This is a genomic window from Bradyrhizobium sp. 215_C5_N1_1 (genome assembly GCF_052075935.1).
Classification (GTDB): Bacteria; Pseudomonadota; Alphaproteobacteria; order Rhizobiales; family Xanthobacteraceae; genus Bradyrhizobium; species Bradyrhizobium barranii.
The window spans coordinates 3132186-3159178 of record NZ_CP197228.1 but is presented as its reverse complement, the minus strand read 5'-3'; the positions used below and the strand labels follow the sequence as shown (position 1 = coordinate 3159178).

At 64.9% G+C, this 26993-nt stretch carries 26 protein-coding genes; 9 read left to right on the top strand and 17 right to left on the bottom strand.

All coding sequences use genetic code 11. The annotated features are described in order from the left end of the window. Positions 1-54: 54 nt before the first annotated feature. Entirely contained in the window at positions 55-1083 is a 1029-nt protein-coding gene (locus AB7G19_RS14770) for an SDR family oxidoreductase (protein WP_441267907.1), read from the bottom strand. A gap of 94 nt (positions 1084-1177) precedes the next feature. Here AB7G19_RS14770 and AB7G19_RS14765 point away from each other — a divergent pair, with 94 nt between their 5' ends. Then, positions 1178-1576: a winged helix-turn-helix transcriptional regulator gene (locus tag AB7G19_RS14765; RefSeq protein WP_441267906.1), complete on the top strand. Its 399-nt coding sequence runs from the start codon at positions 1178-1180 to the stop codon at positions 1574-1576. Between the two features lie 297 nt (positions 1577-1873). Here AB7G19_RS14765 and dksA read toward each other — a convergent pair whose 3' ends face one another. Together dksA and AB7G19_RS14755 are read right to left on the bottom strand one after the other, a co-directional pair. After that, positions 1874-2239, bottom strand: a complete 366-nt coding sequence (dksA, locus tag AB7G19_RS14760; protein WP_008554760.1) for an RNA polymerase-binding protein DksA — start codon at positions 2237-2239, stop codon at positions 1874-1876. A gap of 213 nt (positions 2240-2452) precedes the next feature. Continuing rightward, positions 2453-3064, bottom strand: a complete 612-nt coding sequence (locus tag AB7G19_RS14755; RefSeq protein ID WP_441267905.1) for an NAD(P)-dependent oxidoreductase — start codon at positions 3062-3064, stop codon at positions 2453-2455. 164 nt (positions 3065-3228) lie between these two features. On the opposite strand from AB7G19_RS14755, the gene AB7G19_RS14750 reads away from it, so the two are divergent. Next, positions 3229-3600, top strand: a complete 372-nt coding sequence (locus tag AB7G19_RS14750; protein ID WP_085405899.1) for a winged helix-turn-helix transcriptional regulator — start codon at positions 3229-3231, stop codon at positions 3598-3600. Here the strand turns inward: AB7G19_RS14750 and AB7G19_RS14745 are convergent. Then, positions 3597-4010 (bottom strand): flagellar assembly protein FliX, encoded by a 414-nt coding sequence (locus AB7G19_RS14745; protein ID WP_231142313.1) that lies wholly within the window; start codon positions 4008-4010, stop codon positions 3597-3599. The two genes, AB7G19_RS14750 and AB7G19_RS14745, sit on opposite strands and share 4 nt — an antisense overlap. A gap of 270 nt (positions 4011-4280) precedes the next feature. On the opposite strand from AB7G19_RS14745, the gene AB7G19_RS14740 reads away from it, so the two are divergent. The 4 genes from AB7G19_RS14740 (at position 4281) to AB7G19_RS14725 (ending at position 6804) form a co-directional block, all read left to right on the top strand. After that, positions 4281-5405, top strand: coding sequence for a flagellar basal body P-ring protein FlgI (locus tag AB7G19_RS14740; RefSeq protein WP_028148517.1), 1125 nt, complete (start codon positions 4281-4283; stop codon positions 5403-5405). Beyond that, positions 5405-5773 (top strand): flagellar assembly peptidoglycan hydrolase FlgJ, encoded by a 369-nt coding sequence (gene flgJ / locus AB7G19_RS14735; RefSeq protein WP_028148518.1) that lies wholly within the window; start codon positions 5405-5407, stop codon positions 5771-5773. The genes AB7G19_RS14740 and flgJ overlap by 1 nt, the downstream gene beginning before the upstream one ends. 11 nt (positions 5774-5784) lie before the next feature. After that, positions 5785-6282: a hypothetical protein gene (locus AB7G19_RS14730; protein WP_028158316.1), complete on the top strand. Its 498-nt coding sequence runs from the start codon at positions 5785-5787 to the stop codon at positions 6280-6282. 159 nt (positions 6283-6441) lie between these two features. Continuing rightward, positions 6442-6804 (top strand): hypothetical protein, encoded by a 363-nt coding sequence (locus AB7G19_RS14725; RefSeq protein ID WP_441267904.1) that lies wholly within the window; start codon positions 6442-6444, stop codon positions 6802-6804. A 53-nt stretch (positions 6805-6857) separates the two neighbouring features. Here the strand turns inward: AB7G19_RS14725 and flaF are convergent, their stop codons facing one another. From flaF to AB7G19_RS14710, 3 genes are all read right to left on the bottom strand, one after another. Then, positions 6858-7226 carry a flagellar biosynthesis regulator FlaF gene (gene flaF / locus AB7G19_RS14720; protein WP_014493991.1) on the bottom strand — a complete coding sequence of 123 codons (369 nt, stop codon included), beginning with the start codon at positions 7224-7226 and terminating at the stop codon, positions 6858-6860. Between the two features lie 290 nt (positions 7227-7516). Then, positions 7517-9124 carry a flagellin N-terminal helical domain-containing protein gene (locus AB7G19_RS14715; RefSeq protein WP_071912196.1) on the bottom strand — a complete coding sequence of 536 codons (1608 nt, stop codon included), beginning with the start codon at positions 9122-9124 and terminating at the stop codon, positions 7517-7519. A gap of 244 nt (positions 9125-9368) precedes the next feature. Then, positions 9369-10973, bottom strand: coding sequence for a flagellin N-terminal helical domain-containing protein (locus AB7G19_RS14710; protein WP_441267903.1), 1605 nt, complete (start codon positions 10971-10973; stop codon positions 9369-9371). Between the two features lie 323 nt (positions 10974-11296). On the opposite strand from AB7G19_RS14710, the gene flbT reads away from it, so the two are divergent. Then, positions 11297-11722, top strand: coding sequence for a flagellar biosynthesis repressor FlbT (gene flbT / locus AB7G19_RS14705; protein ID WP_063982266.1), 426 nt, complete (start codon positions 11297-11299; stop codon positions 11720-11722). Between the two features lie 79 nt (positions 11723-11801). Here flbT and AB7G19_RS14700 read toward each other — a convergent pair whose 3' ends face one another. From AB7G19_RS14700 to AB7G19_RS14660, 9 genes are all read right to left on the bottom strand, one after another. Further along, the gene (locus AB7G19_RS14700; RefSeq protein WP_439035208.1) at positions 11802-13301 is read right to left on the bottom strand and encodes a pyridoxal phosphate-dependent decarboxylase family protein; all 1500 of its coding nucleotides are present in this window, start codon (positions 13299-13301) and stop codon (positions 11802-11804) included. Then, complete coding sequence (locus tag AB7G19_RS14695; protein WP_441267902.1) at positions 13298-14551, bottom strand: ATP-grasp domain-containing protein; 1254 nt, start codon at positions 14549-14551, stop codon at positions 13298-13300. The genes AB7G19_RS14700 and AB7G19_RS14695 overlap by 4 nt, the downstream gene beginning before the upstream one ends. A 1-nt stretch (position 14552) precedes the next feature. After that, positions 14553-16202: a hypothetical protein gene (locus AB7G19_RS14690; protein ID WP_441267901.1), complete on the bottom strand. Its 1650-nt coding sequence runs from the start codon at positions 16200-16202 to the stop codon at positions 14553-14555. Next, positions 16192-16974, bottom strand: a complete 783-nt coding sequence (locus AB7G19_RS14685; RefSeq protein ID WP_441267900.1) for a hypothetical protein — start codon at positions 16972-16974, stop codon at positions 16192-16194. Before AB7G19_RS14685 ends, AB7G19_RS14690 begins: the two co-directional genes overlap by 11 nt. A gap of 72 nt (positions 16975-17046) precedes the next feature. Continuing rightward, positions 17047-18921 (bottom strand): flagellar protein, encoded by a 1875-nt coding sequence (locus AB7G19_RS14680; RefSeq protein ID WP_441267899.1) that lies wholly within the window; start codon positions 18919-18921, stop codon positions 17047-17049. Between the two features lie 20 nt (positions 18922-18941). Then, complete coding sequence (gene flgK / locus AB7G19_RS14675; RefSeq protein ID WP_441267898.1) at positions 18942-20825, bottom strand: flagellar hook-associated protein FlgK; 1884 nt, start codon at positions 20823-20825, stop codon at positions 18942-18944. Between the two features lie 34 nt (positions 20826-20859). Beyond that, positions 20860-23139 (bottom strand): flagellar hook-basal body complex protein, encoded by a 2280-nt coding sequence (locus AB7G19_RS14670; protein WP_441267897.1) that lies wholly within the window; start codon positions 23137-23139, stop codon positions 20860-20862. 291 nt (positions 23140-23430) lie between these two features. Continuing rightward, positions 23431-23943 carry a peptide-methionine (R)-S-oxide reductase MsrB gene (gene msrB / locus AB7G19_RS14665; protein WP_071912177.1) on the bottom strand — a complete coding sequence of 171 codons (513 nt, stop codon included), beginning with the start codon at positions 23941-23943 and terminating at the stop codon, positions 23431-23433. A gap of 108 nt (positions 23944-24051) precedes the next feature. Then, complete coding sequence (locus AB7G19_RS14660; protein WP_439036825.1) at positions 24052-25488, bottom strand: NAD(P)/FAD-dependent oxidoreductase; 1437 nt, start codon at positions 25486-25488, stop codon at positions 24052-24054. 93 nt (positions 25489-25581) lie between these two features. Here AB7G19_RS14660 and AB7G19_RS14655 point away from each other — a divergent pair, with 93 nt between their 5' ends. Both AB7G19_RS14655 and AB7G19_RS14650 read left to right on the top strand, forming a co-directional pair. Continuing rightward, positions 25582-26118, top strand: a complete 537-nt coding sequence (locus AB7G19_RS14655; protein WP_038956013.1) for a SixA phosphatase family protein — start codon at positions 25582-25584, stop codon at positions 26116-26118. Between the two features lie 60 nt (positions 26119-26178). Then, positions 26179-26604, top strand: coding sequence for a universal stress protein (locus tag AB7G19_RS14650; RefSeq protein WP_071917342.1), 426 nt, complete (start codon positions 26179-26181; stop codon positions 26602-26604). A 150-nt stretch (positions 26605-26754) separates the two neighbouring features. Here the strand turns inward: AB7G19_RS14650 and AB7G19_RS14645 are convergent, their stop codons facing one another. Further along, positions 26755-26991 carry a DUF1127 domain-containing protein gene (locus AB7G19_RS14645; RefSeq protein ID WP_038933822.1) on the bottom strand — a complete coding sequence of 79 codons (237 nt, stop codon included), beginning with the start codon at positions 26989-26991 and terminating at the stop codon, positions 26755-26757. Between the last annotated feature and the right edge of the window lie 2 nt (positions 26992-26993).

Sequence of the window (26993 nt, the reverse complement as noted above, 5' to 3'; positions counted from 1 at the left end):
CATCCCCGCCGCGGCGTGACAAGCGCGGGCCAACGGACGGCGCACGGGGCGCCCTCAGCCCTTGACGAGGCCGAGCCGGATCAGGCTCTCGGCCGTCGCGAGGATCGCCTCGTCGTTGGAACGGGCCTCCCAGCCGAGCAGCGACCTCGCCTTGGCGCTGGTTGAATGCCGAACCCTTCCAAGCATCGGCACGACCGCGCGCAGCAGCGGAATCCGGTTCGCGGCCAGCCGCACCAGCCAGTCCGGGGCCTGGAGCCGTGGAACTCGGCGCGCCCTGGGTCCGAGTTCCCGCCGCAGCACCCTGGCGATATCGAGGATCGACATCGTCTCACCGGAGACCGCGATGAAGCGCTCGCCTTTCGCTTCGGGCGCCGTCATCGCGCGCAGGTGCAAATCGGCCACGTCGCGCACGTCGACCACGCCGAAATAGACCCGCGGCACCGCCGGCATGGCGCCGTCGAGCAGCGATTTGACGATCTCGATCGAGCCGGAGAAGTCCGGCCCCAGCACGGGGCCAAAAATGCCGGCGGGATTGACGACGGACAATTCGAGCCCACCGCCCTCGCGCGCGACGAAATCCCAGGCCGCCCGCTCGGCCAGCGTCTTGGATTTGATGTAGGGCTGCACGTCGGCGCCGTCGAGATTGGTCCAGTCGGTCTCGTCGAACGGCCTGTCGCTCGCCGGATGGCCATAGCCGATCGCGCCCAGCGACGAGGTGACGACGACCCGCCTGACGCCGGCCTCGCGTGCGGCACGCAGCACCCGCAGCGTGCCGTCGCGGGCCGGGATGATCATCTCGTTCTCGTCCTTGGGAACACTGGTCGACAATGGCGAGGCGACATGGAGCACGTAATCGCAGCCGGCGACGGCCTCGTGCCAGCCTTCGTCCACGGTGAGATCGGCGGTGAAAAAGGACAGGCTTTCAGGCGACGCAGCCCCACCCTCGCGCAACATCGCCAGCACGTCGGCCTGCCGGTCCGGGCGGCGCACCGTGGTCCGCACCTGATGGCCGGCGGCCAGAAGTTGCAGGACGACATGGACGCCGACGAAGCCGGACCCGCCGGTGACCAGAACAATGCTCATTGCCGAATTCCCCTCATTGCGCAGGCTGGGCGAATTGGTTCCGCCACCCTGCTCAAGGCCGCATCTGGTCACTATCTCCCGGGGAACAAGTAGAATGGATTTCGAGACCGGTATGGAAAACCTGACCAGCGTTTGCGACGGCGACTGCGATTGCAGCCCCGACCCTGCCCTGCTCGCCGACTTCAAGCGCGCCATCCATGCACTCGGCGGCAAGTGGAAGCTGGAGATCCTGTTCGCGCTGATGAACGGCGCCGTTCGTTTCGGCGCGTTGCGGCGATCGATCGGCGGCATCACCCAGCACATGCTGACCACGCAGCTGCGCGAGCTAGAGCAGGACGGATTGGTGTCGCGAACCGTCTTCGCGGAGAAACCCTTGAGGGTCGAGTACGAGTTGACGGATGCGGCCTACGGCCTGTTACCGGCATTTAAGGAAATATTGAGCTGGTCCAGGCTTTATGGCGATGCGCACCTTGTGGCGTCGCAGCAAGCCTGATTGCAGCCAAGCCTGATTGCAGCGATGTGTGAAGCTGCCGGATCGGTGCCTCAGCATTCGAGTCGATCTCGTTGATGCGACTCGCAAAACCTCCCGCACCTGAAGTGAAGGCTGTTTCTCATCGGAACTTACGTGAGCTCGGAGGAAGTGACTCCAGCCCATTGATCGTGATTCACTTTTCACGATCGCGCCTGCGCTGATGCGCGTCACGGCAAGCGGCAGACAAAATGCTGATCACGGCGCTCAAGCAGCACCGTGCGTCCAAAAACAAAGAGCCGCATCGCTGCGGCTCGGACTCTATTCGTCGCGGTAGACCTTCTCGCGTTTCTCGTGGCGCTCCTGCGCTTCCACCGAGAGCGTCGCGATGGGCCGGGCTTCGAGCCGCTTCAAAGAGATCGGCTCGCCGGTGTCCTCGCAATAGCCGTAGGTGTTGTCCTCGATACGCTGGAGCGCGGCGTCGATCTTGGCGATCAACTTGCGCTGGCGGTCGCGGGCGCGGAGTTCGATGGCGCGGTCGGTTTCGGACGATGCCCGATCGGCGAGATCGGGGTGGTTCACGTTCTCCTCCTGCAGAGCCTGCAGGGTGAGCTTGGACTCTTTGAGGATCTCATCCTTCCAGGCGAGGAGCTTCAAACGGAAGTACTCCTTCTGCCGGTCGTTCATGAAAGGCTCTTTTTCGGTCGGTCGGTAGTTTTTCAACTTTTCCAAGGGCGGCCTATCTGTCTAAGCAACGACTCGCAACGGAACGGGGTCCGTTAAGCCGGGCTTATATAGCGGCCTCCTGTGACAGACAATATTTCCCTGATCGTTCGGTTAGCGCCCCCAAGCCCTTGCACAGGAAGGTTTATCCTGGAGAACCCGGGGGCGGCCGAAGGCCTAGTAACCGACCGTGAAACGCTGCCTCGGATGGGCCGGCCGCTCGATCTCGTCGGCGAGCGCAATGGCGTAGTCGGCGAAGCTGATCCAGCTTTTCCCGTTCGCATCTGCGAGAAGCTGATCGGTCCCGAGCCGGAACTTGCCGGTTCGCTCGCCCTCGATGAAGAGAGCCGACGGCGAGATGAAGGTCCAGTTCAGGTCCTTTTCCTGTCGTAGCAGGTCAAGGAAAGCCCCGCCCGCTTCCGCTTCGGCCTTGTATTGGGCGGGAAAACCGGGGGTTGTAACCAGTTTGACGCCGGGAGCGACTTCCAGGCTGCCGGCACCGCCGACAACGAGGTAGCGACCGACGCCGGACGCCTTCGCCGCGCCGATCAGCTTGAGCGGGTCGCTGGCCAGGAAGTGCACGGAACTCACGGCGACGTCATGCCCCGCCCACAGCTTAGCAAGGCCGGCCTGGTCGAGCACGTCACCCTTCGTGGACGTGACGTTCGGCAGGGGCGCGATCTTCTCGGGGTTCCGGGCGATGGCGGTGACGGCATGGCCGCGGCGCGACAGTTCCTTGGTGATCTCCGACCCGGCCCGGCCCGAGGCGCCGGCGACTGCGATTTTCATGGAAGGCTCCTTTGCTTCTTTTGGTAACTAACAGTTACTAGATATCGCAAAGGATGCTGGTGTTAAGAGAGCACTTTGTGCTTACCTGATTACGCAAGAGTAACCGGGACCCGTCACCGGCGCGCGAGCCGGCAAGGGGCCAAACGGATCGTGAGGACTTGACGATGAAGCCAGACGTCTATGCAGCGAACTGCCCCACGCGCCAGATCCTCGACCGCGTCGGCGACAAATGGGCGGTGCTGATCCTGCTGCTGCTGCGCGAGGAGCCGATGCGCTTCAATCAGTTGCGCCGAACGATTGAAGGCATTTCGCAGAAGATGTTGAGCCAGGTTCTCAAGTCGCTCGAGCGCGACGGCCTGATCAAGCGTCACGCCATCGCAACCGTACCGGTGACGGTGGAGTATTCGATCACGCAGCTCGGGGGGACGCTCGCGGCCGCCGTCGATCCCCTGCGCGATTGGGCCGAGCAGAATCTGAAGGACGTGCTCGCCGCCCAGCGCCGCTACGACACGCAGCAGAAGGACGAAGCGGCCTAAGCCTGCCCGGCCTTGGCCAGCTCGACCTCGACGCGCAGCTCGATCTCGGACAGCAGGGAATCCAAACTAGGATCGCCCGAGGATGATTTCAGGTTCGCCGCGGCATCGCGCAGCCGCATCACGGTCGAGGCGTCGAGATTGCCGGACAGTAATCCCATCTTGAGATCGTCGAGCACGTCGAGCGCGGTCCTGCCACGGGCGACCGAGCGCTTGCGGCGCTCGACCGGATCTTCCTCGATGCCTTGCAGTGCGAGCAGCCCATCGATGTTCGCGGCGGCCTTCGGTGCGGCAGCGCCCCGCGTCTCCTGCGCCGACGAGGTGTCGGGCAGCACGAAGGTGCCGGAGCTCGTCCGCCTGGCCTGGCTGGCCGGCGTACCAAGCGTGGTGCCGTTCGGTCCGTAGATGCGCATCGCAGGAATCCGGGTGATCGATGCCGTCACCTTCGCCGTCTTATGGTTAACGGCGCGTAAACGGCCCGGCAAAATCTGCCGACAGGCGGCAGTTTCGCTCCTCAGGGAGAACGCTCCCTGACACCGGTGGAAACAGCTTTATTCAACCTATTCAATCGCGTAACCCCGCTGCCCCGCGTTGGCACAGCACTCGCAAGGAAAGCGTCGGACCAGCTCGTCATGGGAGTGTGGAGGATGGTCCGAGATGTGAGGAGCCTCGGGGAGCAGAGGATGCCAGGCGTTCGTTGGGTGAGGATTGTTGGGGTGGCCTGCGCCGCGCTGTCAGCGCTGGCGCTCTCGGTCACGTCTGCAAGCGCGACGTCGCGCATCAAGGACCTCGCCAATATCGAGGGCGTGCGGCAGAACCAGCTCATCGGCTACGGCCTCGTCGTCGGCCTCAACGGCACCGGCGACACGCTCAACAACATCCCCTTCACCAAGCAGTCGCTGCAAGCGATGCTCGAGCGCATGGGCGTCAACATCCGCGGCGCCACCATCCGCACCGGCAACGTCGCCGCCGTGATGGTCACGGGCAATCTGCCGGCCTTCGCCACCCAGGGCACGCGCATGGACGTCACCGTCTCCGCGCTGGGCGACGCCAAGGATCTGCGCGGCGGCACCCTGCTGGTCACGCCCCTGCTCGGCGCCGACGGCAATGTCTACGCGGTCGGACAGGGCTCGCTCGCGATCTCCGGCTTCCAGGCCGAAGGCGAAGCCGCGAAAATCGTGCGCGGCGTTCCGACCGTCGGCCGCATCGCCAACGGCGCCATCATCGAGCGCGAGATCGAGTTCGCACTCAATCGGCTGCCGAACGTGCGACTCGCGCTGCGCAACGCCGACTTCACCACGGCCAAGCGGATCGCGGCCGCGATCAACGACTATCTCGGCGTCAAGACCGCCGAGCCGATCGATCCCTCGACGGTGCAGCTTTCGATCCCGCCGGAGTTCAAGGGCAACGTCGTCGCCTTCCTCACCGAGATCGAGCAGCTCCAGGTCGATCCTGATCTCGCCGCCAAGATCGTCATCGACGAACGCAGCGGCATCATCGTGATGGGCCGCGACGTCCGCGTCGCAACCGTCGCGGTGGCGCAAGGCAACCTCACCGTCACCATCTCCGAGAGCCCGCAGGTCAGCCAGCCCAACCCGCTGTCACGCGGGCGCACGGTGGTCACGCCGCGCACCGGCGTCAGCGTCGTCGAGGACGGCAAGAAGTTCGCCGTCGTCAAGGACGGCGTCTCGCTTCAGCAGCTCGTCGATGGCCTCAACGGCCTCGGCATCGGCCCGCGCGACCTCATCAGCATCCTCCAGGCGATCAAGGCCGCCGGCGCGATCGAAGCCGACATCGAGGTGATGTGATGCAGACCAGCATGATCAATACCCCGCACGTCGTCACCTCCTCGGCCTTCTCGGTGGAAAGCCGCAACGGCCGGCCCGACTTCGAGCTCGCCGCCGCGTTGCAGAAGGTCTCGCCGCAGCAGCAGTCGAAGGCGCAGAAGACCGCCACCGATTTCGAGGCGATGTTCCTCAACAGCATGTTCTCGCAGATGACCTCGGGCCTGAAGGGCGAAGGTCCGTTCGGCGACACCCCGGGCACCGGCGTGTGGCGCTCGATGCTGACCGAGCAATATTCCAAGAACTTCGCCAAGGCCGGCGGCGTCGGTGTCGCCACCGAAGTATACCGCACCCTCATCATGCAGCAGGCGAAAACGATCCGCACGGCATAAGGTCAACCGAGATGAACCATTTCAACGCCTCACGTCAGCCGGTGCAAGCGCAGCGCCCCAACACCGCACCCGGCAACGCCGAGGCGCGCAAGGTCGCGGAGCAGCTGATGGATGCGATGAACGCCCTGCTCGGACTGGTCGAGCGCGAGACCGAGCTCGTCCGCGCCGGCCAGGTCCGCGAAGCGATGACGCTCGAGAGCAAGAAGCAGGAGCTGTCGCGCAACTATGTCAGCGCCGTCAGCGAATTGAAGACGAACCAGGCCCAGCTCGCGAAATCCGCGCCCGAGCTGCTCTCGACGCTGCATCGGCACCACGATGCGTTCCGCGCGATGCTCCAGGTCAATCTCACCGTGCTCGCGACCGCACACGCGGTCTCCGAGAGCGTGGTGCGCGGCGTCAACGCCGAGATCCAGAAGCGCAACGTGCCCAACACCTACACGGCGGCGGGACGCCGCGCGGCTCCGGGCCCACGCCACATCACCCCGCTCGCGGTCAGCCGCTCGCTCTGAGCGCGCGCGAAAACTCCCTGCAATTTTACGAAAAACCGCGCGGCGATATCGTCGCGCGGTTAGGCACGTTTGCTTACCCGGTCTTCAATCCTGGTGTTCCATGGTTGCGTATTGAGAGGGGTTGGGATTTGACTCAGACAAGGCAACCAGGAGGCTGCCATGAGTACAGATTTCAGCATCAGGCCGGTGGGGATACCGGCCCCCGTGCAGATCATAACGACGTCCAATGCGGCGACGAACGAGGCCGTGCAAACTGATTTGCCGGTGAGCCAGACGGTCGCCGCGAGCGATACGAGCGCGGCTGCGCGCAATGATTTGCAGAGCACGAACGATAGCGTTTCACGCCAGGTCGTTTTCAACCAGCCCGCCGCGTCCTTCGTGTTCCAGGTCGTGAACGAAAGGACCGATGCGGTTGTCGATCAGTTTCCGGATGAAGCGATGCTGCGGCGGCGGGCCTATTTCCACGCACTGGACATGAAGTCCGAGCCCCCGCGTCCACTCAGCACCGATCGCAGCGCCTGACGTTCACGCCGCGGGTCGCGACGGCCGTATCGAGGTCGTTCGAACCGGTCGCGTTACGACCGTCCCGAAAGACCCGCGGCGATATTGCGATTGATCTCGATCAGCGGGCGGAAGTGATCGAGCTGCGGGCTCATCAGCAGCGCTGCAGTCTGGCTCAGCACGAACACGCTGATGTTGGCGATCCTCTGCCGAACGTCGAGCGGCTGCGGATTGGTGTCGCGCATCGCCTCGCTCAGGAAGATGGTCCAGAGCTTGCGGTTGAACATCAACGCCTGCGTCGTCTGCTCGTTGAAGGGATCGGCACTGTTGATGGCGTCCTGCAGCTTGTTGGCGGCCTTCAGGAGCGTCTGCGCCTCGATATCGCGAGGAGACGCAGTGGTCGTGGCTACACGCGCGTAGGCCGAAGCAGCAGAACTCGACATCGATCACCCTGGAGGTTTCCTCGCCCGTTGTACAGGCTTAAGGATTTCTTTCCCAACCCTAGGCAGCACCGCTTAAGATTTGCTTACGTGAGAGTGCGGACGATCTCCGGACAATTACGGGTCGCGGCATCCACCTTCACCTCAAGGCTAAATCCGAGTGCGCGCACTGTAAACGATTGCATCCATCATGCGCTGATCTGAGCTAATCGACAGTTAGCGATCTCGCTCAAAACAACGGCGAAGCCTAGGCTTCGCCGTTGAATGATTCATCGTGTACGTCAGCGTCGCGGTTAGCGGAGGAGCTGAAGCACGCTCTGCTGCGACTGGTTGGCGAGCGACAGCGCGGAGACTGCGATCGACTGACGCGTCGAGAGCGCCTGGCTGTTAGCCGCTTCCTCGTTGGTGTCCGCAAGCGTCAGGCTCGACGAGCCGGTCTGCAGCACGTTGATCAGGTTCTTGCTGAAGTCCTGACGGATCTGCACGATCGACAGGTTCGAACCGAGCGTCGACGCCTCGGCACGCAGCGTGGTGCTGGCCGAGTTGAGCGAAGTCAGAATAGCGTTCGCCGATTTCGAGTCCAGGAAATCAACGCCCGAGGTCAAGGGAGCAAGGTTGAGGCCGGCGTCGTTGAAGGTGACGCCCTGAATGTTCAGCGTCGAACGCCCGGTTTCGTTGAACACGAGCTTGAGCGTATCGCCGTTCAGCAGATTCACGCCGTTGTAGGAAGAGTCCTGCGCCGTGGTGTTGATTTGCGCGAGCACGTTGTTGTACTGCCCGACCAGATTGGCGCGCGTGGCTTGCGAATCCGGGTCGACGGTGGGCGCCTGCGCGATCAGGCCATAGAAGGGCTGGCCGCTCGCCGCGGCCGTGCCGCCGATTGCGCCGATCGTCGAGGACGCCGAGTCGTTGGAGGTCACGATGTTGAGATGACCGGTCGTGTCGATCGTTGCCTGCAGGTTGTTCGCCGCCAGCGCCGCGTTGAGTTGATTGAGCGTGGAAACCTGCCCGACGCCGGCACCGAAGGTGATGCTGGTGGCGGTGCCGCCGCCGGTCGGACCGATCGTCAACGTCTTGCCGCTGAGCGGGGGCGGAACGCGGGCGGTGGTGCCGGCAGTGAGGCCGAGCGCCGTGAGCACGTTGCCCGAGCCGGAGATCGCCAAATCCTGGCTCGTGCCGGTGCTGAGCACGAGCTTGCCGCCGGAAACGGTCGAGGCCGTGCCCGTACCCGTGATGCCGTCGATCGCGCTCAGTACCGACTGCACCGTGAGTGTGCTGCCCGCACCGATGCCGATCGTGACGTTGCCGAACGAGTCGGTGGTCGAGGTGGTTTGCGCGGTCGAGAAGGTGATCGTCTTGCCGTCGACAGTCAGGACCGAACCGTTGGTGATGGTCGTACCGAGATCGTCCGAACCTGCACCGGCGGTACCGACCAGCTTGGTCGCGCCCGTGATCGGCGCCGCGCCGCTCGTATCGTCATTGTTGACGACGGTGCCGGTGACCGTGTTGTTGGTGTATGCCGTGCCCAGCAGGTTGTTGGCGGTCGCACCGGGGACCGCGGCCGACGTCACGTTGGATTTGGGCGAGTACCCCGTCGGGCTCTGCAGTACCTGGCTGGCGATCGATTTGGCGCTGTCGACCAGCTTTTGCAGCGAGGTGATGCCGGTGTTGGCGGCCTGCAGCACCTGCACGCCGTTGCTGATGCCATCCAGGAGATTGCTGATGTCGCTGGCGCGATTGTCGAGCCCCTGTGCGGTGAAGAAGTTGGTGGGGTTATCAAGCGCCGTGTTCACCTTCTTGCCGGTCGAAAGGCGTCCTTGCGTGGTAGCGAGCAGGTCGGCTGTCGACTGCAGCGACAACAGGTTCTGGCGGACTGATGCCGAGAGAACGATGTTGGACATTGGCAGATCTTCCTCTTGGAGCGCGACGCGTACGGATCGGAGCCCGCCGGTCTGGCAAATGGGCTTTTGTCTAGTTCTAGACGCACTCCTTTAAATTAAGGTTAATGGCGGCTTAAGCCACAGGGTTAACAAGGTATTAACCGGCCAGGGTTCCCTGAAACCCGGCTCACGCCGCGTCACGCGCAAAAAAACGGCGGGGCAAAAGCCCCGCCGTAATGCCTTGTTTGACGATTTTCGTCGCGTATCAGCGCAGGAGCTGCAACACGCTCTGCTGCGACTGGTTGGCCAGCGACAGCGCCGAGACCGCGATCGACTGGCGGGTCGACAGCGCCTGGCTGTTGGCCGCTTCCTCGTTGGTGTCGGCCAGCGTCAGGTTTGACGAACCGGTCTGCAGGACGTTGATCAGGTTCTTGTTGAAGTCCTGACGGATCTGCACGACCGACAGGTTCGAACCCAGCGTCGATGCTTCCGAACGCAGCGTGCTGCTGGCGGCATTGAGCGAGGTCAGGACCTTGTTGGCCGAAGCGTTGTCCAGGAAGTCGGTGCCCGAGGCGAGGGTCGAGATGTTGAGACCCGCGGTGTTGAAGGTCACACCGGTGATGCTCAGCGTCGACTTGCCGGTTTCGTTGAACGTCAGCTTCAGCGTGTCGCCGTTGAGCAGGTTGACGCCGTTGAAGGAGGCATCCTGCGCGGTCGTGTTGATCTGCGCGAGCACGTTGTTGTACTGCGCAACCAAGCCTGCACGCTGGGTCTGCGAGGTCGGATCGGCAACCGGAGCCGCGATGGCAGCGCTGTGGAACGGACCGGTGGCGGTAAAGGCCGAGCCGCCGAGCGTGCCGATCGTCGAGGAGGCCGCGTCGTTCGTGGTCGTGATGGAGATCACGCCGGTCGAGTCGATCGAGGCCTGCAGGTTGTTGGCCGCCAGCGCCGAATTGAGCCCGTTCAGCGTCGAGACCTGGCCGGTGCCGGTGCCGAAGGTGATGCTGGTGGGCGTGCCGCCGCCGGTGGCTGCGATCGTCAGCGTCTGGCCCGAGATGGCGGGCGGGACGCGGGCGGTGGTGCCGGCCGTGAGACCGAGCGCGGCGAGCACGTTGCCCGAACCCGCGATCGTGAGATCCGAGGTCGTGCCGGTGCTCAGCGTGAGCTTACCAGCCGCGACGGTCGAGGCGGTGCCGGTGCCGGTGATGCCGTCGATCGCAGTCAGCACGCTCTGCACCGTCAAGGTGCTGCCCGTGCCGATGCCGATGGTGACGTTGCCGGCGGTGTCCGTGGTCGAAGTGGTCTGCGCGGTCGAGAACGTGATGGTCTTGCCGTTGACCGTCAGGACCGAGCCGTTGGTGATGGCGGTGCCGAGGTCGTCGGAACCCGCACCGGCGGTACCGACCAGCTGGGTGGAGGCCGTGATGTTGACCGCAGTGCCGGTGTTGTCGTTCAGCACGGCGGTGCCGGCGACCGTGTTGTTGGTGTAGCCGGTGCCGAGCAGGTTGTTGGCGGTCGCGCCGGTGATGGCGGTCGAGGTCACGGTCGACTTGGTGGAGTAGCCCGTCGGGCTCTGCAGCACCTGGTTGGCAATCGACTTGGCGCTGTCCACCAGCTTCTGCAGCGAGGTGATGCCGGTGTTGGCTGCCTGGAGAACCTGAACGCCGTTGCCGATGCCATCGAGCAGATTGCCGATGTCGCTGGCGCGGTTATCAAGGCCCTGGGCGGTGAAGAAGTTGGTGGGATTATCCAGAGCCGAGTTCACCTTGCGGCCAGTCGACAGACGGGACTGGGTGGTGGCGAGGAGGTCGGCGGTGGACTGGAGGGAGAGCAGGTTCTGGCGAACCGATGCGGAGAGAACGACGGACATACTGTTACCTTTCTGGTAGCTACGCGTCCTATCTGACCAAAATTGATCAGACGACCGCCGGACCGTGCGTCCAAGCCTCTAACAATCCGTGAAATGAAACCCGCACTTTTCCCGCCGCGACGCTGAAAGCGCCCTTCGAGGCCGCGGCAGACGGCTGGACATGCCGCTATCGGCCTTGAAATTGTTGCATTTTCCGTCCCCGCCGCCGTCGTTTACGACCTGTTAACCATGTTGCGCAAGGATCGGCTCCAAATCACGAACGATCGCCCTCATCGCACGAACGCCGCGACGGATCGTTGTAAAAGGGTTGATGGAGAACAGGCATGGCTCTCAAGGTTGAGCTCAAACCGCACGAACGCATCATCGTCGGCAATTCGGTGATCACCAACACCGACCAGCGCGCCCGCCTCCTGATCGACGGCGAGAACGTGCCGATCCTGCGCGAGCGCGACATCCTCACGCCGGAGACCGCCGACACGCCGGCCAAGCTCGTCTATCTCGCGGTCCAGCTCATGTACATCTCGCCGGATCCGCAGAGCCAGCACGGCACCTACTTCAACCTTGTGCGCGACATCGTCACCGCGGTGCCGAGCGCCTGGCCGATCATCGAAAGCATCAACAACAACATCATGAGCGGCGATCTCTACCGGGCGCTGAAGGATGCCCGCAAGCTGATCGCCTATGAAGAGAAGCTGCGGGACCAGTACCAAGCGACGCATCCCAAGGGCGACGTCAGCTCGGCCGCCTGATCGGCACGCATCAACCTGCCCAAACGACAACGGCCCCGGATCATCTCCGGGGCCGTTGTCGTTTCACCTGCGTTCCTGGTCACTGCGCCGCCAGCGGCGGCGCCTCGACCTCGATCAGACCATCGCCGGTCCGCCGCGCGCCGAACTCCAGCACCGCAGCCACAAGCGCGTCGATGTCCGTCTCGTCGGTACGGTGATTGACGATGGCAGCGCGGATCGCGAACCTGCCGTCCAGCGTCGTGCTCGAGGGCGCCGCAACGCCGGACTCCTGGACATCGGCGACGATCTCGCGATTGACCGCATCGTCGGCGCGATAGCGGAAGCAGACGATGTTGAGGTTCACCGGCGCCAATAATTCCAGCCGAGGCGCGGCCAGCACGCGCGTCTCCAGATATTTCGCCAGCGCGCAGCTTCGCGCGATCACCGCGCCCAGCCGGTCGGTGCCGAACGTCTTCAGCGTGAACCAGGTCTTCAGCGCGCGGAAGCCGCGCGACAGGTCTGGGCCGAGATCGCAGGGCCAGACCGCGCCCGCTGCAAGCCCCCTCGCCTCGCGGCGCAGATAGGCCGCCGGCTGCGCAAAGGCCTGCCGGTGCTGCTCGCCGTCGCGTACCAGCAGGAAGCCGGCGTCGTAGGGCACCTGCCCCCACTTATGGAAGTCGAGCGCAATGGAATCGGCGAGCTCGATGCCGCCGAGCATGGGCGCGAGCTCGGGCGAGAAGATCGCGAGCGCCCCGAAGGCGCCATCGACGTGAAACCAGATTCCTTCCTCGCGGCACAGTTCAGCGATCGCCTTGAGGTCGTCGATCGCGCCGATATCGACCGTGCCGGCGGATGCGAAGACCAGGAACGGCTTGAATCCGACCTCGCGATCGATCGCGATCTGCGCGCGCAGCGCGGCGACGTCGATACGATGATCGACATCGACATCGATCTTGCGCAGCGCATCGGTGCCGATCCCGGCAATGTCCATCGCCCTGGAGACGCAGCCATGCGCAGAATGCGACGTGTAGGCCGTGAGCAGCGCGCCGTCATTGCCGATGCCGTGCTGCCGCGCCAGCTTGCCGAGCGCGCTCGTGCGCGCCACCAGCACCGCCATCAGATTGGCCATCGACGTGCCCGTGACGAAGATGCCGCTCGCACTCTCCGGGAAATCAAACAGGCGCCGCATCCACGCGACGATCTGGCGCTCGACTTCGATCGGCATGTGATCGCGTCCGCCGAGATTGGCGTTGAGCCCAGCCGCGAGCATCTCCGCGAGCATGCCGACCGCGGTGCCGCCGCCATGCACCCAGCCCATGAACCCGGGATGGACGTTGCCGGTCGCATAGGGCGCGACATGCTCGGCGAATTCGCGATAGACATCGGCAAGGTCGCTCGCCTCGCGCGGCACGTCGGCCTTCAATGCTGCGCGGATGCCGTCGGGAATCGGCTGCCACACCGGCCGCGCGCGGACATTGGCGATGCCGTCGATCGCCTCGTCCAGCATGCGATGGGCGAGCGTGCGAAATTCGCTCCAGTCCTGCGGATCGAGCGAAGCCTGCGCGACGGAGCTTTGCGCGTTGCGGATGATCTCGTTCATGCTGCGCTCGCCTTGCCCTCTCCTGCGTGCCGCGACAGCATCGCCGTGAACGCGGCAAAGATCTTGCGCATCTGCGGCGGCTTGTACGGAAACACGACCGGCGGATCCATGTTGTGCACGACGGCGGTGTTGTCGGCTTCGAAGACCAGCAGCTCGCGGTTCTGGTTCTCGGCGCAATCGACGATGAAATAATCGAGGCCGACGCGCCGGCTCATCTCGTCGAGCGCGGTCTTGTGGCGCGCGGCGAAGGCGTGGTCAAAGTCCAGCATGAAGACGGCCTCTTCAGCCCGCTTCTCCTCGCTGAACGCCATGTAGGCGTTGAGATACCAGATGTCCCAGCGATCGGCGATCGCCATGTGGCAGGCGTAGGGCTTGCCGTCGACCATGGCGAGACGATATTTGCGGTAGAGCCCGTCGGGGCTCGCATAATCGACGAAGCGTGCGACGAAGAAATCCTGCTCCTCGCGCTCGGCGAGATAGGCCGCGAGCCCCGGCGCATCGTCGAGCTTCGCGAGCCCGACACCGGCATGCGTGCCGCGCGGCCGCGCGATCATCGGAAAGCGTAATTCGCCGGCGATGTCCTCGCAAGCGATCCGGCCCTGCGCGAGATCCGTCAATTGCGCGCGCGTCGCGTGGATGGTCGATGGAATCTCGAGACCAGGGATGCCCGCCAGCAGCCGATACAGCTTGTCGCGATCGAGGTTGCCGATGAGATCGGGGCGATTGAGCAGCGGGCGCGGCCAGCGCGGCGCCGCCTTTTCGATCAGGGCGAGCGGTTCCCGGCATTCCTCGGAATCGGATGCGATCACGATGGCGACGTCGTGATCGGGCAAATTCTCCGGGAGACCGGAGCCCTTGACCACATAGAGCGTCAACAACTCGATGTCGGAGCCCTCGAGCAGGAAATCGATCGGCGTGTTGCCGCCCATGTCGATGTCGGCCGCAAGGGCGAGCACGCGCAAGCTGGGCTTCGGAGCCGCAGCGGGCGTGCGAAACAATTGATGGAAGGTCAGCACCTCCGACTGGATCGCCAGCCCCGCCGCCTTGTCGCCGAGTAGCTGGACGATCAGCGATAGGTCAAGGCCTTCGCCCGCGTGCGCTGCTCCTTCCGTGATCCGCGTGACGAGCTGATCGCGCAGTGGCTGCAGATCGACACCTTCGAACGCCTGGCGCGTCAGCTGCGCAAAGCCGATGCGGTCGGCATAGTTCGGCACGGTCACGCCGATCGGCGCGGAAACTGGATGCTGCATCTCATACCTCGAACGCGGACTTTTCCGGTGCGGTTGCGGCTGCGCCGCGGTCAAGCAGCAGCTCGATCTTCACCAGGACATGGGCGATGCGATCGAGCAGGTGCTGCACATTGCATCGTGCCTGCGCCATATCCGGCGACCAGGCCTCGGTCACGAGCCGGGCGCCGACGCAGAGGCGCAGCACGGCTTGCGGCGCATCGTCCTGCCGCTCCAGCCGGACCGGCTGGCCGATCAGGCTGCGCTGGACGGCGATCTGCCGGTCCGCCGCGCTGCCGCTGATTTCGTCGTTCATGTCACGCCGCAGCGCCCGATGGACGGCGCCGGTCTCGGCCATCGAGACCGGCTTGCCGTCGCGCAGGAGCATGAACGGAAAGATCGTGGCGTGCGCGAACTCCTCGTCGTCCCCGGCAGTCTTCTCGGTCGCCGTTGGAACGGGTTGAAGCGACGGCGACAGCGCGATCATGCTGTCGATGCCGGCGGCAAGCTCGGCCAGCGCCCTGACGCGGAAAGCTCCGGGCACGGCGTAGTAGCTGCCGATCTCCGCGAGCGCCGCCTCCCAGCGCAGCCATTGTCCGAAATTCGGCCGGCGCTCGAAGCGTGAGCGCAGCGCCGTCCAGGCCATCGGCCAATCGCAGCGGCCGGCATAGTCGAAGAAGCCCGGCGCAATCCCCTCAATCCGGTCGAGCGACCGCGAAAACCCTTTCGGCACCAGCAGCGCGCCGCTGAAGGCAGGGCCGCCGAAGAATTTCGAGCCGGTGATCAGCACCATGTAGCCCCGGTCGAGATAGGAGCGCAGCCGGCGGCGGCCGAGCCGCGCCTGACAGGCGTCGACGACGACCTGAACCTTGCGCGGCCAGCGCCGAGCGATCTCATCGAGACAGGCCACGCCCGGCGCGCGCCAGCCGAGCTTCGAGGAATCCATGATCTGAAGCAGCACGGGCGCACCTTGCGCGATCGTCGCTTCGATCGCCTCCAGCACCGCGGCATCGGTGTCGGCGCGCATCGCGATCCCGGGCCCGGCCCGAAGCAGCGGCAACGTCACGCTGGCGCCGGCGAGTCCGGCAACCGCGCCGTCCTTGCGCACGGCAAGGCCGCTCGCCGTCATGGAGCTGAAATGGTGACCGCGTGCGGTCTGGGCCGTGCCGCTACCGGTCTGGTCGGCGCCGACCACGATCGTCACTGGCGGGGCGCCGAGCACCGCACGCGCCAGGAACAGGGCGTGGAGCTGAGAATCCGTCCCGGACGGCGAGAACACGACGTCGACGCGCGGCGAGAGCTGGAGATGGCCGCGCAGCTCCTCGCGCATGGCCTCGCAGCGCGCATCGAAGGCGATCTCGACCTCGTCGAACAGGCACCTATGCATCAGCTCTTCGCGCGCCAGCGCGGCGCGGTCATAGGCGAATTGCGAGATCGTCGATGCCGTCGAGGAGGCGAAATTCCAGATCTCCGGTTCCGGCGAGGCCGCACAGCCATAGGCATTGACGCAATCCCCAGCGTCGAGCGCCAGCCGCGGATCTCCGCCGGAGACGAGAAGCGTGTCCAGTGGCGTGAAGAGATCGCGCAGGCGGTAGCGCGAGCCGCCGTCGAATGTGCGCTCGGGGACTGACAGACCGGATGCGCCGGCGCTCATCCCGGAAGGCTCACGCCGCATCGGCAGCTGCCGCGGGCGCGGCTGCGAATTGCGAGGCGATGTCGCCGTGGAACACCGACGGCCCGACGTGATCCAGCGAGCTCTCGATGTCGGCCCAGATTTCGCCGCCGATGTCGGTCCAGCGCTTGCAGAAGGCGAAGTCCTCGGAGAGATAGGTGCCGGTCGCCGGATCGATCATGCATTCGAACAGCGCGAAGCGGTTCTGGCTCGCCGCCAGCGTGTCGTGCGAATGCTCGCGGAAGAATTGCAGGCCGGCATAGTTGGGGTGGCGGCACATCGCCTCCAGCACGTGGCGGCGGATCATCAGGAAGCCGGTGCCGGCGTAGCGCACGCGGGTAAAACCGTTGACCACCACGATGCGGTCGGGATCCTCGATCTCGAGCACATAATCGAGCGCGGCCGCCGGCACATCCGCGCGGCCGGACTCGATCGCCCGCCTCGCCTTGTCCCAGTTGACCCGCTTGATCGGATAACAGCCGGCGACGACATCCGCGCCGCATTCGATCAGCCGGAACACCTGCTCGGGCTTGAAGCCGATATCGGCGTCGATGAACAGGAAATGGGTCGCCTTTGGATCGTCGAGAAACATCGCGGCCAGATTGGCCCGCGCGCGCGTGATGAGCGCGTCGCCGTCGCGCAAGAGCACCTTGAGCTCGAGATTGGACATGCCGTGCAAGGCGCGCTGGAGCGCGAAGATCGAGCTCGCATAGATGCTCGAGACCTGCCCGCCGAAGCACGGCGTGGCCACCACCAGCTGCATCTTGTCCGACATCTACGGCCCCCGCCCCGCTCAACTCCTCACCAAAAGGTAAAGAGGCATGGTTAACGGCGTCTTAATGCGCCGTTACAGGAACTTGACGAGCGAGAGCTGTGCGAGCTTCGAGGTAACCTGGTAGGACGCCTGAAGCGCGTTCTGGAGCGACAGGAGCTCGCTCGCCACCTGATCCGGCGAGGCCGATTCCGCCTGGTCGATGATGGACTGGAGCTGCGCCTTGGCCTGGGTCTGGCGCGTGCCTGCGTCCTTCATCGTGTTCTGGGCCATCGCGAGGTCCGTCTGGATGTCCTCGATGTGCTGCTGGCCGGGCTGCTTCGTCAGCGACTGCGTCACCCGCAGGCTCAGCGCGGAGACCTGCCCGCCCGCATACTGGCTGGTCGGCGAGGTCGAGAACGTCCCGAACACGGCGATCGCCTGCAATTGCTGGCGGATCGCGTCCTCGTTGGCCTGCGCGCCATATTGCACCGTCACTGAATCATCGACTCGCGCCATCGCCGTGGAGCGCGGCGAGCCGGGCCCGTCATTGCCGGTGTACCATTTCACGGTATTGGCCGAGCCGTTGACCAGCGTCGTCGCCGAACTCGCCGGTGAAGAACCGACGCGCAATGGCGGCTGCGTCGCGGTGACCGGCGTCGAGCCGAAACCGAGCGCGTTGAGGGCGCCCGTGTTTGAGGTCGTGATGTTGAGGCTCGCCGCGTCGTCCGTGTTGATCGTGATCGAGCCGCCATGCACCGTCGAAGGCTTCGACGTGCCCGTGATCTGGTCGATCTTGCTCATCAGCGTCTGGATGCTGTCGCCGACATTGAGCTGGTTGCCGGTCGCGCCCGTATTGACGAAGGTCAGCGTGGTGCCGTTCACGGTGATGGTGTCGCCGGCGGCGAAGCCCGGCGAGATCGAGTTCGAGGGGCTCGCGCCGGACAGCGCCGTTGCTCCGCTGACCGGCGCCGGCGGTGCCGCCTGGTTGTTGGCGGGCGCACCGATCGCGGAGCTTGCAGTGTTGAAGAAATTGTCGCCGGCCGTGATCGCGGATGCCGCGACAAGCGAGGTGTTGGCGAGCTTCGTGATCGCGGTGTTCAATGCCGTGTTGAGATTCGTGGCGGTGTTGCCGGGAGTCGTCGCGTCAATCGCGAAGCTGCCGATCGGCGTCGGCGTGGCCGAGGACCCGGTCAGGTCGACCTGCCCGGTGGTGCCGTCCGGCAGCGTGAACTGGACGCTCAGCTTGTCGCCGTCGTTCGGGTTGAGGCCGTTGAGATCGACCGAGAACGACACCGGCGAGCCGCTCGGGCCGGTGACCGTCGCACCCGTCAGCGTCGAGGACACCGCCGCGATCTTCATTCCGAACGGCGATCCGGCGACGTCCTCGGATACCCGCACCGAGCTCGGCGTCGGTTGCGTCTGCACCAGCCGTCCCATGCCGTTGGCACCGAGGTCGGCGGCCTGGCGTTCCGCCATGACGGTCTTGAAGCCCGCCTGCGTGGTCGTGCCGTTGATGATGTCGCCGGCATTGGCAACCGACTGCGTGTTGAACGCCGTCCCGGAGAACAGATAGCGGTTGCCCGACTGCGTGTTGAGAACGCCGACCATCGAGCCGAACTGCGAAGCGGCTGTGTTCTGCGCGACGGTCTGTCCGTTGACGTTGAGATCCTGCGCGGTGCTTGCGGAGCCGGTCTGCACCGTGTTGCGGATCGTCGTGAGCGACTGGAGCGCGGTATTGGCGAGGTTGATGTTCACGTTCACGTTCGTGATCGTGTCGGTATAGGCGGCGATGTTGGAGAGCTGCGAACGCCCGGCGATCGCAAAGCCCTCGTTGGTGCCCATCCCGGAATAGTTCTGCGACAGCTTGCCGGTTGCGAGCTGCGTCGACAGGTCGGTAAGCTGCTGATTGATGTTGCGGATCTGCGCGCCGAGGACCGACGAAGAGTAGTTGATGCTGCTGATCGACATCTTTCAGAACCCTGTACTGGTTACACTTGAGCCTGGATCAACGTGTTCATCATGCTCTGCACCACCGACATGACGTGGGCGTTGGCGGCATAGGCATTCTGAAGCTGGATCAGGTTCGACATCTCCGAGTCCAGATTGACGCTGGAGGTCGAGTCGAACTTGGCCTGGAGCGTCGAGACCACGACGCTCTGGCCCTGCTGGAGCTGGGTGGCCTGGGTCGAGGCGTTGGCCTGGACGCTCAGGAACTGCTGGAGGTAGTTCGAGACGCTGCCGGTGAAGGGCTGGTTCGCCGAGCCGAGGCCGGTCGTCGGCGAATAGGAAAACACCGCATTGGTGAGCTGCGAATAGAGATAGTCCGAGCGCGTGGTATCGCCGGCCGGCGTCACCGGCGAGGTGTTGTAGACGGACAGCCGCGTGGGATCGCTGACCAGCTGCGTGTTCACGGCGATGCGCCCGGCAAGGCCGGTCATCTGCGAGCCCGAGGCGGTGATCGCACCGGTGTAGAGCGCCTGCCCGCCGTCGGTGAACACCGCCAGCTGCGGGCTGCCCGAGGTCAGCGACGAGATCGTCTTGGTGGTCGAGGCGGAATTGACGTTGGCAAGGCCGGTATTGTCATCGGTGACCCGCAGCGTCGTGGCCGTCGCCGGCGACGGAGCGGCGGAGAACGTCAGGTGCGAGCCTGAGAGCGCGGTGTTGAGCGCAGCGGCGATCGCATTCATGCCGCCGGAGAAATTGACGCCCACCCGCATCGGGTTGGCATTGGTGGCGTTCTGGAGCGGCAGCGCCGCCGGGTCGGTCACGTTGACGAGCGTGATCTGGCGCTGGGTGTTGGTCGCCGTGTCTTTGTAGGTGATGTTGACCGTATTGCCCGGCTGCGCACCGGCAAGGTCGAGATCGAATCCGGCCGGCGGGCCCGAGACCGTGCTGCCGGCCGTGGTCTTGTCCGACAGCGCGCTCGACATCGTCGCGGCGAGCTGGTCGATCTGGTTCTGCGCCTGCACCAGCGTCTGGTCGCGCAGCTTGAGATCAGCCGCGATCTGGCCGGAGGAGACCACGTTGTTGGCGACGACGTCGACCTGCGACCCGTTCGGCAGCTTGATGTTGAGCGCGCCGACGCCGGACTTGGCCGGGTCGGCGTTGTAGAGCGAGGTCGCCGACAGCGCGCCGGCGGAGGCAAAGGTGAATTGCGAGGCGAGCCCGGCGCCGACCAGCTGGACGCCTGTCGTGGTGTAGATATTGGCCTGGTTCGAACCGTCGGTTGTGACGCGAACGTCGACATATTTCGACAGCGTGTTGATGGCCTGGTCGCGCTGGTCCATCAGCGTCGCGGCGGATGGGTCGTTTGCCGACAAGCCCTGAAGCTTGGTGTTGATGTCGGCGACCTGCTGCATCGCCGCGTTGGCCTGCTGTGCCGACGTGCCGAGATCCTGCTCGACGTTGGAGCGCAGCGACTGGATGCCGTTGGTGGTGACATTGAGCTGCTTCGCCAACGCCTGCGCCGCACCTAGGGCAACCGTCTGCGCCGACGACGAGCCGGCGCTGGTCGACAGCGCCTGCAACGCCGTGGTGAATTTGTTCAGCGCGGTTTCGAGCGTGCCGCTGTTGCCGGGCGTGCCGTAGACACTCTGAAGCTGCTTCAGGATGTTAGCCATCTGGTCGGCGTAACCGCTGCCGCCGGTCTCGGTGCGCAGCTGGTTCTGCACAAAGGTGTCGAGCTCCCGGCTGACGCCGGTCGTCATCGCCGTCGAGCCGAAATCGCCGGTGGTGACCTCGATCTGGTTCGGCCTCTGGACGACGTAACCCGGCGTCTGCGAGTTGGCGACGTTCGAGGAGACGATCGAGAGCGCGGCCTGGTTGGCACGCAGACCGCTCATCGCACTGGCGAGGGCTGAACTCAAACCCATATCACTAGCCGCCTTTGGTTACGTCACGCGCCGATCAGCGCAACACGTTCAAGAGATCCTGCACCATCGAATTCGCTGTCGTGATCACCTTGGTGTTGGCCGAATAGGCCTGCTGGGTCACGATCAGCTTGGTGAATTCGTCGGCGATGTCGGTGTTCGAGCCTTCCAGCGACGAGCCGCTGATGCTGCCCGACGCGCCGTCGATCGCTGTGCCCGACTGTTCGGTCGCGGCGTAGGCGCCGCCGTCGAGGGCCTTGAGGTAATTGGTGCCGTTGAAGTGCGACAGCGTCACCTGGGCGAGGTTGAGGTTCTGGCCGTTGGAGAAGGTGCCGACCACGAGGCCGCTGTTGTTGACGGCAACCGAGCGGAGCTGACCGGCGGCGTAGCCGTTCTGCGTGATGGTGTTGATCGTCACCGCGCCGCTGGTGCTGGCATATTGCGTCAGCCCGCCCGAGGACATGTTGAAGGCGACCGAGCCGAGCGACTGGCCGCCGACGCTGACGTTGTTGATGGTGATGCCCGATCCGCTCGGCGAGGTCAGCGAGCCGTCGCTGGCAAAGGTGAAGGCCTGCCCGGTGTTGACCCAGCCGACCGTCGTGCCGGTCGCATTCGGATCGGTCTGGTAGAACAGGTTCCAGGTGTCGGAATGGCCGGTGCCCAGCGAGACGCTGTCGGTCTTGGCCCAACGCAGCTGCAGGTTCACCGGCGTGCCCGCGGCGTTGTAGGCGGTGACCGCACCGCCGCTGATCGATTCCTTGGTGAACGTGGCGATGTCGTTGCCGATCACGCCGCCGGTGCCGGCAGTGCCGCCACCGCCGCGGTTCTTGGAGATGGACGACGTGAAGCCGAGCGCGGCGAAGGCGCTGCTGTTGTTGGGGCTCGTCACCGTCAAGGTGGGATTGGCGATACCGGTATTCAGGGTGATCACGCCGTTGCTGATCGAAGAACCGCTCGCACCGCTGAGCGTGTCGATCTGGCTGAGCAGAGTCGCTATGGAGTCGGTGATGTTGATCTGGTTCGGAGGGGTAGCGCCGGAGGCCACGAAGGTGATCGTATTGGCAGCTCCCGTGCCGTTGACCTGGATCGTGTTGCCGACCACGAAGGGCGTCGAGAGGACTTCCGCCCCGCCGGGCGTCGCGGTGCCGCCGAGCTGTGTACCACTCGTAATCGCGGGAGTGGACAGCACGTTACCGCCGCGCGTCACGCTGCTGACGCCGAGCAATCCTGCCGCAGTGCCGCCGATCGTCACGTCGGCCGTGGTGCTGGACGTGATCTGGATGTTGCCGCTGGCATTCATAGTCACGCTGGAGGCGGGAACGCCGGCTCCAGACGCGATCGCGCTGAGGACATCCGACATCAGTGCGCTGGTGGGCGACTTCAGACCAATCGTAGTGACCGCCGGGGGGCCCGCAACCGTCGAAACGCCCGAGACGGTGTTGTCGAAGTTGATTGTTTGGCCGTTGACCGTCAACGACTTGCCGGCCAGGTTGGTGAGAAGGCTGGTGTTGAGATGCGTGGCCAAGCCCGCATCGAGAGACGTGCTGCCAGTTGCCACCGCCGAAGCGTTGTCCTGCAGCGCCACCGTGCCGGTCGCAGTCGTCGCCGTATAGGCCGAGCGCAGATTGCCGGTGGCCGCCGCGCCGGAGACCGTCGCATTCGAATAAGGCGGCGGCGGCGTGCCGACGATCAGCGGGTTGGCGGCGAAATCGGACGGGTTCAGGCCGCCGGCCGCCAGCAGCGTGCCGCTCGCCGCGGTCGAGCTCGCCCCCGTGTTCGGCACGCTCGGCAGGTTCGCGGCGTACTGGATCGAGGTTGTCGCCTGTGCCGGGATGAAGTTGTTCTGGAATTTCAGGACGGACGCCACATTGCCGGTCGGGTTGCCGGTCTTGGGGTCGACCGTGACGCCCATCAGGTAGTAGCCGGCGCCATTGACGAGATTGCCGTTGGAATTGAGCTGGAAGTCGCCGCGGCGGGTGTAGTAGGTGACGCCGCTGAACTGCGGCAAGTTGTCGACGACGTTAGTCGCCTTCTGGATCGAGAAGAAGCCGTCGCCGGTGATCGCCATGTTGGTCGCGACGGAGGAGGACGAGATCGTACCCTGGGTGGTGATGGTCGCCTTGGCGTTCGCCGTCACACCGCCCGCGACCTGCTTGCTCGGGACCGAGGCGTCGGGGATGAGATCGACGAAGCTGGTGCCGATGCCCTTGTAACCGGTGGTGGATGAGTTCGCGATGTTGCCTGAAATGTTCTGCAGCGCGTAGGACTGCGCCTGCAGGCCACCCACCGAGGTGTTCATTGCATCGAAGATACCCATAACTTTGTCTCCAGATCCGATCTCGGCGGCCGGTCGACCATGGCCGCAGTCGGAAGAGACAGTCGCAAGGGCTATGCCAATGCGGGTATTCTCAGGAAATCAATGACTTGAATGGGAAGGCCCCGGTCCGATGACCGGGGCACAATTGCCGGGCCGGCAACAATTGCCGGGGCATCGGGTCATTCCGGGGCGGCCCGCAGCACCGAACTCAGGTGCGCAATTGCGCACCTGAGAAGCTCGAGATTCCGGATTCGATGCTCACGCTTCGCTCCGGAATGTCTCCAGCGAGACCTACGTTGCCGACGCGGCGGCCGGGTGGAAGACCAGCCCGAAACCGTCGATGCAATAGCGCAATCCGGTCGGCTTCGGACCGTCGTCGAAGACGTGGCCGAGATGGCCGCCGCAGCGCCGGCAATGCACTTCGGTGCGCACCATGCCGAAGGTGCGGTCCTCGGTCTTGCCGACATTGCCTTCGATCGGCTGGTAGAAGCTCGGCCAACCCGTGCCGCTCTCGAACTTGGTCTCGGACGAGAACAGCGGCAGGTCGCAGCCGGCGCAGGCGAAGATGCCCTTGCGGTGTTCCTTGAGCAGCGGGCTGGAGCCCGGCCTTTCGGTGCCCTCCTTGCGGAGGATTTCATATTGCTGCGGCGTGAGCTGGGCGCGCCACTCGGCGTCCGTCTTCTCGATCTCGAATTTTTGCGCGGCCTTCTCTCCAGCCTCGGCGGGCGTTCCTCTCAACCAGCGGAAGGCCGAAAGGCCGAACAGGCCGGCAACAGTTGTCAGCAGGATGCGGCGGTCAAACATCTGATTCTCCGTGCGCGGGGGAGTCCACGCTCTGAGATACGGGCTCTAACGGCCGACGTTACACGTCCGGGCGGGGTTTTTCTCAACTTATCGCGAGACACCCTGGTCCTACGAGGCCGGTTCCACATCCTCGGCCACAGGTTTCGGCGGAGGGGCCGGCTGCGGCCGGACGCTGGGCGGCGGACGGCGAGGACCAGTGCCGGCGGCCCGGTTGGCTTCAGCGAGGCGCGCCTCGCGTTCCCGGTCCTTGACCCGCGCACGCTCGCGGTAGCGGGCGAGCGAGCCTGCGGCGGCGGAACTCGCCCTGCCCCAAACTCCCACCAATTGGCCCGCGACCCGCCCGGTCGTGCCGCCCGCCCAGACCAGCTCGAATGGCGAGAACAGCCGCCAGCGCTCGTCGCCCCACAAAATGCTGCGCGCGATCAGCTGCCCGGCCATGGCCGAGGTGTTCATGCCCTGGCGGCCGAATCCGCTCGCCACCCACAGGCCTTTGCGCAGCTGGCCGATCTGCGGCATGCCGTGCACGGTCTGGCCGGTGGCGCCGCCGAACATGTCGGTAATCTCGACATCGCCGAACTGGGGGAAAATCGATCTGATCCGCCGCCTGACCGCGCCCGCAAAGCGCTGCGGACGCGCGGCCCAGGTGGTCTCGGGGCTTTCCCACATCAGGCGGTCGCCATCGACGACACGGAAATGGTCGACCCCGTCGGAATCCATCACCGATCCCTTGAACGCCACGATCTCGTGCACGCGCTCGCCGAGCGGCGCGGTAATCCCGGCATAGCGCCAGACCGGCAGCAGCGTCTCTGACAGGCGCCTCAAGGGCGCGCCGAGGTGGATGTTGCCGGCAAGCACGATGTGGGTGGCGCGCAGCCGCGCCGAGGGCGTGACGATGCGCTTGCGGATGCCGGAATGATCGATGCTGACGACCGGCGTATCCTCGAAGATGCGCGCTCCCGCCCGCCGCGCCAGCGTTGCGAGGCCGTGCACATATTTGCGGCCGTCGAGCTGGAATGCCCGGGGATAATAGACGCCGTGGAAGTAGCGGTCGGTCTTGAGCGCCTCGCGGACGCGATCCACCTGCCAGCCCTCGACCTCCGTGTCGAAATCCTCGTGGAGCATCTGCAACCGGCTGATCAGCCGGTCGCCGGCATCGACGTTGGAGACCTCCAGCACGCCATCGCTCGGGCCAATGCCGGGCATGTTCTCTTCGGTGGCGTTGGCCCGGACGAACTCGGCGCCCTCCTTCGCCAGCGTCCACAATTCGCGCGCGTCCTCGAAGCCGATGCGCTCGATCAAATCGGCGAGCGGCAGCGCAAAGCCCGGCATCACGGTGCCGAGCTGGTTTCCGGAGGCGTTCCAGCCGACATGGCGGCCCTCGAGCACCGCGACGCTGGCTCCGAGCCGGGCTGCCTCCAGCGCGATGGAGAGCCCGGCAAGCCCGGCCCCGATCACGCAGATGTCGGCATCGAGATCAAACGACAGTCGCGTGCGTTCACGAAAGCCGGCTTCTTCCTGGGACACGCTTGTGAAAGTCTCGCTCATGTCGTTTCCTTAAAGGACCGATCGGGCCCTTGTCACCTTGTCCTCAACCGGCGCCTGTAGATTATTCTGGACGCGTAACGATTCGAGAATGCCATGCGCCGTTTGATGCTGCTGCGTCACGCCAAGACCGAGACTGACGCGCCGAGCGGCCGTGACCAGGATCGTCGCCTCGACGACCGCGGCCACAAGGACGCCGCGCAGATCGGGGATTGGCTCGCCACCCATCCCCCCTTCCCCAAGGCCGTGCTGGTGTCGCATGCCGTCCGGGCCCGGCAGACCTGGGACATTGCCTGGGAGACGATGAAGGACCGCGTCGCAGCGCCGCAGGTGGAGGTCCTGCCCGAACTCTACGGCGCCGATCCCGCCCAGATCCTGGAATCCATTCGCACTGCAACCGTTCCGGCCAACCCGAAGCAGTTGCTGCTGGTGGGCCACAATCCCGGCATGCACGAGGCCGCGCTGATGCTGATGGGCGGCGGCGATCCGGCCGGCGCCAAGGCGCTCGCTCACAATCTGCCCACGTCGGGGCTTGCGATCTTCGACTTTGACGTCAAGGATTGGGGTGACGTGGCCTACCGCCGCGGCAAACTGGTGCTGTTCGTCAGCCCCAAGCTGCTTCGATCGGGTTGAGACGCGCGGGGCGCGCCGTCTCGACCGGTTGATCCCAGCTTGGTCAATTGGGAGGCGCAGATGTTCAAGTCCATCCTCGTGCCCATCGACCTCGCCGACACCGATCTGGCCAAGCCGGCGCTCGCGACCGCGATAACGCTGTCGCAGACCTGGAGCGGATCGATACGACTGCTCAACGTGCTGCCGATGACGCCGGTGATGCTCGCCGAATACGTCCCGGCCGATTTCGACGAGCAGCAGCGCCAGACCTCCGAGGAAGCGCTCGCCATCGTCGCGCGGGAGTCAGGCATCGAGACGGGGCGCATTTCCAGCGTGGTGCGACAGGGCGGCATCTATCATGAGATCCTGGAGGAGGCCATGCACATGAAGGCCGACCTGATCGTGATGACCTCGCACCGGCCGGCGATGCGCACCTATTTCCTCGGCTCCAACGCCGGGCACGTCGTGCGCTACGCCAAGTGCTCGGTGCTGGTGGTCAGGCACTGAGCTCCACAACAAACGCTGTCATTGCGAGCGGAGCGAAGCAATCCAGAGTCTTTCCGCGGTGGCAGTCTGGATTGCTTCGCTCCGCTCGCAATGACGACGCGGAGGCATTGTCACCACGCCCGGACTTGCGGGCGTGGCGGCCGAACAAACTCACAGATACCGCGTCAGCTCGGCCTTGAACTGCCCGTAGACGGCGTCCTCGATCTGGCTGCGCGTGATCCCGATGTCGCGCAAGGCGTGGTCGTCGAGCTCGTTCAGCGTCTTGACGGCAGAGCGGCGCTCCAGGCGATCGAACAGCGCATGGGCGGCGTTGGCGAGCGTGCTGAAAAATCCGCCCGACGAGGATGGGCGTAAACTCCGCCCGGCAGTTTGCGAGATCGTGGTCATTT